Origin of the sequence: Achromobacter sp. DH1f (assembly GCF_000633435.1) — a bacterium.
Lineage (GTDB): Bacteria > Pseudomonadota > Gammaproteobacteria > Burkholderiales > Burkholderiaceae_B > Achromobacter > Achromobacter deleyi.
Genome location: NZ_AYMF01000064.1, coordinates 1 through 2441 on the forward strand (window position 1 = coordinate 1; position 2441 = coordinate 2441).

Here is a 2441-nt window from a genome sequence, read left to right on the forward strand (position 1 = left end):
CGCGGTCAGGCGGGCGGCCAGCGCGGTCTGCTGGGGCACGTCGTAGATGTTCGAGGTGTGGATGACGCGGGCCGCCTGCTCGCTGATGGCGGCGACCAGCTTGGGATGGGCGTGGCCCAGACAGGAAACGCCGATGCCGGCCAGCGCGTCGAGGTATTTGCGGCCCTGGGCGTCCCAGAGCCAGACGCCCTGGCCGTGCGTGAACGATACCGGCAGACGGGCGTAGATGTTGGCCAGAGGCGAGGTCATCGGGGGTCCTCCTGGGCTTTTTTCCTGGGCGGATCGCCTTTCGGGACAGGGCAAAGGATCAATCATATACAATTCGCGGCGCGGGGCGCATGTTTGATCACGCCGAAGATCCGGCCCAGTGAAGGGCGTCCCGTAGTGAAGAATCCATGGCAACTCGCGTCAGACAATTCGTAATTCATGGCGTTACCGAAAGCGGTAGCCGCTTTCGCCCCAGCGATTGGGCGGAACGGCTCGCCGGCGTAATGGCACAGTTCCGGCCCGCCGGCTGTGCTGGTAACCACCTCACCTATTCGCCCTACGTGCTGCCCGTCGTCATCGACGGCGTGCGCGGCATCGTGGTCGATCTGCGCCTGCGCGACCTCGAGCCGCTGGCGTACAAGTTCGTGGTGGATTTCGCCCGCGACAACAACCTCAAGACGGAAGAGCGCGAAATCTAACGCCTGAAAACCCAAAAGCGCCCGAACCGGGCGCTTTTCTCATTCAGGTGTCCCCCATACGCCCCTTGGCCAGCCAGGGGCGGGATGCCCCCTACGTGCCGTATCGGTCCAGGATCTTGCGGATATCGCGCACCCCCGCGCCGTCCGGGCTGAGCAGCGCGCGGGCGGTGACGGATTCCAGGTGGTGTTCCAGCAGGTGCAGCACATGCTTTTCATCGCGCGCCCGCAGGCTGGCGACGATTTCCCGGTGCTCGCTGACCGCGCATTCGCTCGAATGCGGCCGGCCGTAAAGCGCCAGGATCAATGAGCAGCGCGACACGATTTCATTGACGTAGCGGGCGTACACCGCGTTGCCCGACAGCTCGGCCATCAGGATATGGAATTCGCCGGACAGGCGGATCGATTCGTTGACGCTGTTGCGCGAGCGCGCGGCCTCTTCCTGGGCCACGTGCTGTTCCAGGCGCGCCAGCCCGGCATCGGTGACATGCAGCACCAGCCGACGGGCGACGTCGCGTTCCAGGCAGCGGCGGGCTTCGAAGATGTCGTGCGCTTCTTCCAGGCTGGGGCGGGCCACCGCCGCGCCGCGATTGGGGCGCAGGTCGACCAGGCCTTCGCTGAACAGGCGGGTCAGGACGCCACGCACGATGGTGCGGCTGACGCCGAAGCGTTCGCCGATGACGTCCTCGGGCAGCTTGTCACCGGGCAGCAGCGCCTGTTCGATGATCGCCTGCCGCAAGTTTTTGTATACGATTTCCGTGCGGTTCACGTCTTTCCGGGCAGGTTCGGCTGCCGGCGGCATGGGGGACGTCATCGTGGTGGGTTCTCCGTGGCGTGCGCGTTTCAAGGCGGCTCAAACCGGGCGGCAAGCCGCGCCGACGCGTACTTTCTAAGTGTGAAACAGCATACTACATCGGGCGGTAAGGGTTACCGATAGCTTGAAGCCTCGGACCAATGGCGTACATTGTCGGCATAAATCGTATACAAACATTTATACAAAATCAGCGGAATGTCAGGCTGTGAGCAAAGTGTTTCGTATACAAAACGACCAGGGGTTTGATTCATGTCCGCAGCGCCCACCATCGAGCTTTCCGCCAGCCTTGCCACCACGCCGTGCCGCCTGCTGGTGGTCAATGGCAATACCACCGATGACCTCACCACCCGCCTGGCCGAGCAGGCCCGCGCCTTTTTCGGCGATGCGGCCCAGGTCCATGCCGTGACGGCGCCGTTCGGCCCCGCCTATATCGCCAGCCGCGCCCAGGCCGCCGTGGCCGCGCATGCCGTGCTGGAAACCGTCGAGCGCGAAGCCGCCCTGGCCGAGGCCGCCGGCACGCCCTTCGACGCCTGTCTGCTGGCCTGTTTTGGCGAACCGGGCATCGGCGCGGTGCGCGAGCGCCTGCGCGTGCCCGTGGCCGGCATGGCCGAAGCCGCCATCATGACCGCGATGCAGCGCGGCGACCGCTACGCCATCGTCACCGTCGGCCGCCTGTGGCCCGGCATGCTGCGCGAGCAGATCCGCCAACTGGGCGTGGAATCCCGCTGCGCGGGCGTGCTGGCCCTGCCGGGCAACGCGCTGGACTACGTGACCCGTTCGCCCGACACCATTGCCGCCGTCAGCCAGGCGCTGGACGACGCTGCTGCCCTGGGCGCCGACGTGGTCATCGTGGCCGGCGCCGCGCTGGCCGGCTTTCTGCCCAGCCTGCCGCGCCTGCCTGCTGTACCCGTCATCGATTCCTACCGCGCCGCCCTGGCGCAGGT

The 2441-nt window shown here is 66.1% G+C and carries 4 protein-coding genes; 2 read left to right on the forward strand and 2 right to left on the reverse strand.

Going from position 1 to position 2441, the window contains the following annotated elements:
* Window positions 1-249: aminotransferase class III-fold pyridoxal phosphate-dependent enzyme (locus U858_RS0132785; RefSeq protein WP_029954705.1), on the reverse strand; the 249-nt coding region annotated here is incomplete at its 3' end.
* Between the two features lie 146 nt (window positions 250-395).
* Here U858_RS0132785 and U858_RS0132790 point away from each other — a divergent pair.
* Window positions 396-686, forward strand: coding sequence for a DUF3579 domain-containing protein (locus U858_RS0132790; protein WP_013392635.1), 291 nt, complete (start codon window positions 396-398; stop codon window positions 684-686).
* Window positions 687-777: 91 nt separating this feature from the next.
* On the opposite strand, the gene U858_RS0132795 is transcribed toward U858_RS0132790, so the two are convergent.
* Window positions 778-1497, reverse strand: coding sequence for a GntR family transcriptional regulator (locus U858_RS0132795; protein ID WP_025141315.1), 720 nt, complete (start codon window positions 1495-1497; stop codon window positions 778-780).
* Window positions 1498-1746: 249 nt separating this feature from the next.
* On the opposite strand from U858_RS0132795, the gene U858_RS0132800 reads away from it, so the two are divergent.
* Window positions 1747-2441 (forward strand): aspartate/glutamate racemase family protein (locus tag U858_RS0132800; protein WP_025141316.1); only part of this gene is annotated, 695 nt, incomplete at its 3' end.

What these genes read in the sequence shown, in the direction of transcription:
- U858_RS0132790 (WP_013392635.1), top strand. Translation starts at nt 396, where the DNA reads ATGGCAACTCGCGTCAGACAATTCGTAATTCATGGCGTTACCGAAAGC.
- U858_RS0132795 (WP_025141315.1), bottom strand. Translation starts at nt 1,497, where the DNA reads ATGACGTCCCCCATGCCGCCGGCAGCCGAACCTGCCCGGAAAGACGTG.